Annotated in this window: 6 protein-coding genes; 3 read left to right on the top strand and 3 right to left on the bottom strand. The window is 45.9% G+C overall.

The features are described from left to right. The 3 genes from ACYPWY_RS09185 to kduI form a co-directional block, all read right to left on the bottom strand. A partial coding sequence (locus tag ACYPWY_RS09185; RefSeq protein ID WP_459685230.1) for a PfkB family carbohydrate kinase occupies nt 1-292 on the bottom strand: 292 nt, incomplete at its 3' end. Nucleotides 293-452: 160 nt separating this feature from the next. Beyond that, on the bottom strand, nt 453-1,619 hold the full coding sequence (locus ACYPWY_RS09180; RefSeq protein ID WP_459685229.1) for a DUF4861 domain-containing protein: 1,167 nt from the start codon (nt 1,617-1,619) through the stop codon (nt 453-455). A 31-nt stretch (nt 1,620-1,650) separates the two neighbouring features. After that, complete coding sequence (gene kduI, locus ACYPWY_RS09175) at nt 1,651-2,493, bottom strand: 5-dehydro-4-deoxy-D-glucuronate isomerase (RefSeq protein ID WP_459685228.1); 843 nt, start codon at nt 2,491-2,493, stop codon at nt 1,651-1,653. Nucleotides 2,494-3,003: 510 nt separating this feature from the next. On the opposite strand from kduI, the gene nadA reads away from it, so the two are divergent. The 3 genes from nadA to nadC are packed head-to-tail and all read left to right on the top strand — an operon-like array spanning nt 3,004 to nt 6,451. Next, nucleotides 3,004-4,008, top strand: coding sequence for a quinolinate synthase NadA (nadA, locus tag ACYPWY_RS09170; protein WP_459685227.1), 1,005 nt, complete (start codon nt 3,004-3,006; stop codon nt 4,006-4,008). Nucleotides 4,009-4,014: 6 nt separating this feature from the next. Beyond that, nucleotides 4,015-5,598 (top strand): L-aspartate oxidase, encoded by a 1,584-nt coding sequence (nadB, locus tag ACYPWY_RS09165; protein ID WP_459685226.1) that lies wholly within the window; start codon nt 4,015-4,017, stop codon nt 5,596-5,598. Further along, on the top strand, nt 5,591-6,451 hold the full coding sequence (nadC, locus tag ACYPWY_RS09160; protein WP_459685225.1) for a carboxylating nicotinate-nucleotide diphosphorylase: 861 nt from the start codon (nt 5,591-5,593) through the stop codon (nt 6,449-6,451). The genes nadB and nadC overlap by 8 nt, the downstream gene beginning before the upstream one ends. Nucleotides 6,452-6,453 lie beyond the last annotated feature (2 nt).

The following is a 6,453-nucleotide window of genomic DNA, read 5'->3' as shown; positions in this document are numbered from 1 at the left end:
GCGATACGGCTCCTGTTTCGAGGAAGTAGATGCCTACACGGTCGCCACCTCTGAGGATATTGCTCACTCCCACATTGTATTTCCGCAGGTCGGATATGCACCATTCGCCAATATCATTTTTCGGCAAGCGGCTCACAAAATCGGTTGGAATGCCGTAGTTGGACAAGGATACGGCTACATTGGCTTCGCCACCGCCAAAAGTGGCATTCAAATTGTTCGACTGGATAAAACGTTGATAACCGGGCGTTGCCAATCGCAACATAATCTCTCCGAACGTTACTACTTTTTTCATTAATTTTCTTAGTTATTCTCTACAAATAGTTCAACAATAATTGTCAAAGGCCTGCCATCCATGTGTTTTACAATCTCCTGATTTTGCTGGGAGATTGCGGGTCAAGCCCGCAATGACAGGTATAGAGAGAGGCTGTTGACACAGCCTCTTCTTTATTTTTTTAATATTTTACCACCAGCGGCTCTTTCAATGCCGTTGCGAAATCCGCTACATATTTTTGGAAATCATCTGCCGTTGGGAAACCAAACTTCGACCAGCCAAAGCCGGTGTAATACACAACGGGAGTACCGGGTGTGTAGGTAGTAACAGCCAACACATGCGAATAAGTCTGCAATTGTTTCGAGATAGCATGTTCGATGGAGTAAGTATTCACTTCGCTTTTTTCTATTCCGCTGGGGAATACCACTGCCAGATAAACATTGTCCACTACGGGGCTAACCGGTTGCGAATAGATGACATACTTGCTTTCCGGCGAAGCAATAACCGAAGTAGAATCGCTTTCGTTTCGTCTAACAATTCCGGCTGCAACAGCAATAGGCGCGTCTGTGCCATACTCCTGAGTTACTTTGGAGAATTGCGAACCGGCGTCAATAGAAATGGTGCGGGTTTCGCTAAAGGTTTTGCCGTCCACCGTAATATCCTTGTATGTCAACTTGAATGTGGTGCGAAGCGGGCCATTGTCCAGCGCTTCTTGCGATGCATAGTTTTCGTTCAACCAAAGCGTATCGTTTACATAAGGCGCCATGGCTCCTGCTCCAAGCGAACGTTTTACATCGTAGTTGTCCTGGCCTTCGCCGTGGTCTTCGTGGTAGGAGGAAACTCCGGCCAAATCGTCTTTGTACCATTTATCCACAACCAGTTCGTTTGTGCGTTTGTACCAGGCATCAATACCGTTGCTGGGGCCGTCTATTTCGACCAGCGACGGGCCGTATGCGCGAAATGCAACGCGGTCGTTTTCCCAGGCAAAATCGTCTTTGCGTTCCGATATGAAACGTCCGTAAGTTTTAGCCTTGTATTCTTGAGCTACTCCGGCTGTAACATAAAAGATAGAAGTCTCTTTTCCTTTCAGGTTCGACTGGAAAATGATTTTTCCGTCAGATGTTATCTGAGATGGTACAACTTCGCCCTGCACATTTTTTACAATATAAGCAGGTTCCGCCTCGCTAAGTTTCACTTTCGCTTCCACAGCGCTAACCGGAATTTCAACCAACTCGCTTTGGCGATCCACATCATTGGGGTTGCCAACCACTACCTTCAATTCGTTTTTCGATGCGCAGGAAACGAGCAAAGCAGCCGCAAATAAAAATAAATAAACTGTCCTTTTCATGTGTGTTACTTTTATTATGTATTACAAAATGTTATTTCAATTTATCGGCTGTAAACGTATCCATATCGTCATAGTCGAGGTTTTCGCCGCACATCGCCCAAATAAAGGTATAGTTGCTTGTACCGGCAGCCGAGTGGATAGACCAGGATGGCGAAATGACAGCCTGTTCATTTCCCATAAAAATATGACGGGTTTCTTGCGGTTCGCCCATAAAGTGGCAAACAGCTTGTTTATCCGGGATTTTGAAGTAGAAGTAAGCTTCCATGCGGCGCGAGTGTGTATGCGGAGGCATGGTATTCCAAACGCTTCCTTCTTTCAACTCGGTCATTCCCATTTGCAACTGGCAGCAAGGAACTATTTCGCTCAATACCAATTGGTTCAGCAAGCGGGCGTTGGAGGTTGCCGGAGAACCTAAGTCTCTTGTCCGGCGCATTTCGGCGGTAATCTGAGCGGTAGGGTACGCTTTGTGTGCCGGAGAGGAAGCAAAATAAAATTTGGCCGGATAAACGTGATCTTTACTTTTGAAAATCACTTCCTTTGAACCGCGACCAACATATATCGCATCCTTGAATGCCATGTTGTATTCTTTGCCGTCCACAATCACCGAACCTTCGCCTTCGATACAGATGATACCCAGCTCTCTGCGTTCGCAGAAATATTCCGATTTAACCAAATCAACGGTTTCCAGCCTGAGGTTTTCGCTCACCGGAAGCGCTCCGCCAATGATTAAGCGGTCGTTGTGTGTGTAAGTCATCAGGACTTCATTGGGGGCAAATAGTTTTTCTACGAGGAATTCCTTGCGTAATTGCGCTGTGTCGTATTTTTTTACGTCATTCGGATGCGTTCCCCAGCGTTCTTCAATTGTTGTTTTCATCGATTCTTATATCTTATTTATTTATAACTGATTTCACGATTTTATGCCGAAAAGTAAACACCCATCCTCCCGCCTGTTTCCTGTTAAAGAAAGCGACGATGCAGCGCCTTTCGACAAAATCATACCAAAAACTCACAAAGCTAGGTTTTTTATACCTATATTGCAATATAGGCTGAACAATTACGGGTTTCCGGCACCTGTTTTTTGTAATATTTAACTTCGTAATTAATTAGCAAATTAGCAAATTCGGTAATTAGCAAATAAAAAGCTACGCTAATGGGCATGGCTGCGTGAGGAGATTGCGGGTCAAGCCCGCAATCTTCCAGGCAATCTAGTCGCGGTACGACACGACCCTGCATTATTTCCATTGGCATATTATTCTCATTAAAGAAATTTTTCTCCCTTTGTAATACCTTGGTTTATAGACAATTTAAAATAATTACATAAAAAAGCGCACTACATTCGATATATTTCTTGTAATTTAGAGGCCTGATTCAAGTTTAAACAACCATGTCGATATTAGAAAAAACTATTGCCGAATTGCCAGACAAAGGGTTTTTGGACATCCATATTCCCGAAGGAATTAATCTGGTTGAAGAGATTAACCGGATGCGAAAAGAGAAAAATGCGATTATTCTGGCTCACTATTATCAAACCGGAGACATACAGGATATAGCCGATTTTTTGGGCGATAGCCTCCAGTTGGCACGCGCTGCCGAAAAAACAAACGCCGATTTAATCGTTTTCTGTGGCGTGCATTTCATGGCCGAAACGGCAAAAATACTCAATCCCGGCAAAAAAGTGGTTCTGCCCGATACGCAGGCCGGATGTACCTTGGCCGATTCGTGTTCGGGCGAGGCCTTAAGGGAGTTCCGGAAAAAATATCCCGAGGCCATTGTGGTTAGTTACATCAACTGCGATATAACCGTAAAAGCCGAAAGCGATATTATAGTAACCTCCTCCAATGCCGAACACATTATTAATTCCCTGCCCAGGGAGCAGCAAATTATTTTCGCTCCCGACCGCAACCTCGGACGCTACCTGAATCAGGTTACGGGGCGAAATATGGTACTTTGGGATGGCGCTTGCTATGTACACGAAGCGTTTTCGCTGGAACGAATCGCTCAACAAATGCTGGACAATCCACAAGCCAAACTCATTGCACATCCCGAAGCGCAAAAGCCGGTGCTTCAGGTGGCCGATTTTATCGGGTCAACGGCGCGCCTGCTCGACTATGTTATTCAGGATGAGGCCGATGAGTTTATTGTGGCGACTGAAGAAGGCATCCTGCACGAGATGCAAAAACGCGCCCCGCATAAAAAACTGATTCCGGCCAAAGTGCAGGACGAAACATGCAATTGCGGCGAATGCCAGTTTATGAAACTCAACACAATGCGGAAATTGTATTTGTGCATGAAGTACGAATTGCCGGAAATTACGCTCGACGAAAATCTCCGCTTAAAGGCCTTGCGTCCAATCAATAGAATGCTAGAGCTATCTCAAAAGATTAAATAGAAACAGATGATATATACAGATGTACTTGTAATAGGTTCCGGCATTTCGGGACTATCTTATGCATTAAAAATTGCACAGAAAAAACCTGATGCAAAAATAACAATCATAACAAAATCCGACGACGAAGAATCGAACACCAAATACGCCCAGGGTGGGGTAGCGGTGGTAACCGATTTTGCCAGAGACAGCTTCGAGAAGCATATTCAGGATACCTTGCGCGCCGGAGGCGGGCTTTGCAACCCCGAAGCGGTAGAAACCGTTGTCAGGGAAGGCCCCGAACGTATAAAGGAAATAGTGGAATGGGGCGCAAACTTTGATAAAAACGACAAGCAAACCTACGACCTGGGACGCGAAGGCGGCCATACCGAAAACAGGGTGGTGCACTACAAAGACATTACGGGCGCCGAAATAGAACGGGCATTGTTGAGCGCTATCACCGCTTTCGAGAACGTTGAACTCTTAAATCACCACTATGTTATTGACCTCATCACCGAACATCACATAGAAGGAGAGTCTTTCGATAAATATAACCTGAATTGCTACGGAGCTTATGTGCTGGACATTAAAACGCAGAAAATCAAAAAGATGTCGGCCAAAATAACGATGATGGCCACCGGCGGATGCGGGCATGTGTATAAAAATACCACCAATCCTATTATCGCTACCGGCGATGGTATAGGACTGGCGCACAGGGCAAAAGCCAGAATAAGCAACATGCAATTTATCCAATTCCATCCCACTGCATTTTACAGCAACAAGCCGGGACAGTTATCGCTTATCTCGGAGGCTGTTCGCGGATTTGGGGCAAAGCTTTGCACGGTATCGGGCAAACCTTTTATGCATAAATACGATGCCCGCGAGGAACTTGCTTCGCGCGACATTGTAGCCCGGGCAATTGACAACGAAATGAAATTGCGCGGCGACGACCACGTTTGCCTCGACTGCCGCCACTTGGATCACGACCGCTTTATGGCCCATTTCCCCAACATTTATCAGCAATGTAAAGACGCCGGACTGGATATGTTTAAAGACCTGATTCCGGTGGTTCCGGCCAGCCACTACCTGTGTGGCGGAATCGACGTCGATTTATTCGGACAAAGCACCATAAAAAATATGTTTGCCGTGGGCGAATGTTCCAATACCGGATTGCATGGCGCTAATCGCCTGGCATCGAACTCATTACTCGAGGCTTTGGTGTTTGCGCACCGCTCGGCGCTAAAAACATTGGAACGCCTGAACGAAGACAATTTCAACTATACGAATCTGCATAAGGTGCCCGAATGGAATCAGGAAGGATTGCAGGTGAATGAAGAAATGGTGCTCCTCAGCTATCTCCGCCGCGAATTGCAAACCCTGATGAGCGACCTGGTAGGTATTGTCCGCAGCAACGAGCGGTTGAAACTCGCCAAAATAAAGGAAGAGGAAATATACAGGGCGGTAAAAGAGATTTATAATCTTTCGATACTGTCCCCGCAACTTTCCGAATTGAGGAATCTGGTGAGCATCGCCTTCCTTATTATTACGCAAAGCATCGAACAAAAAGAAAACAGAGGAGCGTTTTACAATAAAGATTTGGATAAAAATGCATAGACCGTCCTACGTTACAAGCGCCAATCTGCGCCATTTCATAGCCGAGGCCATAAAAGAAGATGTTGGCGAGGGCGACCATTCTACTTTGGCGAGTGTTCCCGCATCCATGCAGCAGCGGGCAAAACTCCTGATCAAAGACGATTGCGTTTTAGCCGGAGTGGATATGGCAGTCGAAATTTTTCGGTATTACGATAGCCATTTAAAGCTGGATATTTTCAGGAGGGATGGCGATAGGGTTGTGAAAGGCGATGTGGCTTTCACCGTAACAGGTTCTGCCCGCTCAATTCTAACAACAGAACGGCTTGTACTCAATTGTATGCAGCGAATGAGCGGAATAGCCACTTCAACCCGCGAAATAATAACTCTGGTGGCCGACACCAATACCAAGATACTGGATACCCGGAAAACCACGCCCAACTTCAGGATGTGCGAAAAATGGGCGGTATATATAGGTGGCGCACAAAACCACCGCTACGGCCTCTTCGATATGATTATGCTGAAGGACAATCACAACGATTATGCAGGCAGCATCACAAAATCGGTTTCGGCAACGCTCGGGTATTTAAAGGAAAAAAACCTGAAACTCAGGATAGAAGTGGAGACCCGCAACATGGACGAAGTGAAGGAAGCCATGTCCACCAACGCCGTAGATGTAATTATGCTCGATAATATGTCGCTTGAAGAAATGAAACAGGCCGTACAACTAATCAACGGCAAAGCGCAGACCGAAGCTTCGGGCGGAATAACAAAAGAATCGGTGAGGGCGATAGCCGAAACAGGGGTAGATTTTATTTCCTCGGGCGCCATCATCTATTCGGCCCCCGTAAAAGATATGAGTTTGAAAGCATTTTGATA

Source organism: Viscerimonas tarda, from assembly GCF_054601255.1.
Note: the sequence above shows the minus strand (reverse complement) of the source record. Positions and strands in the feature narration are given on the sequence as shown.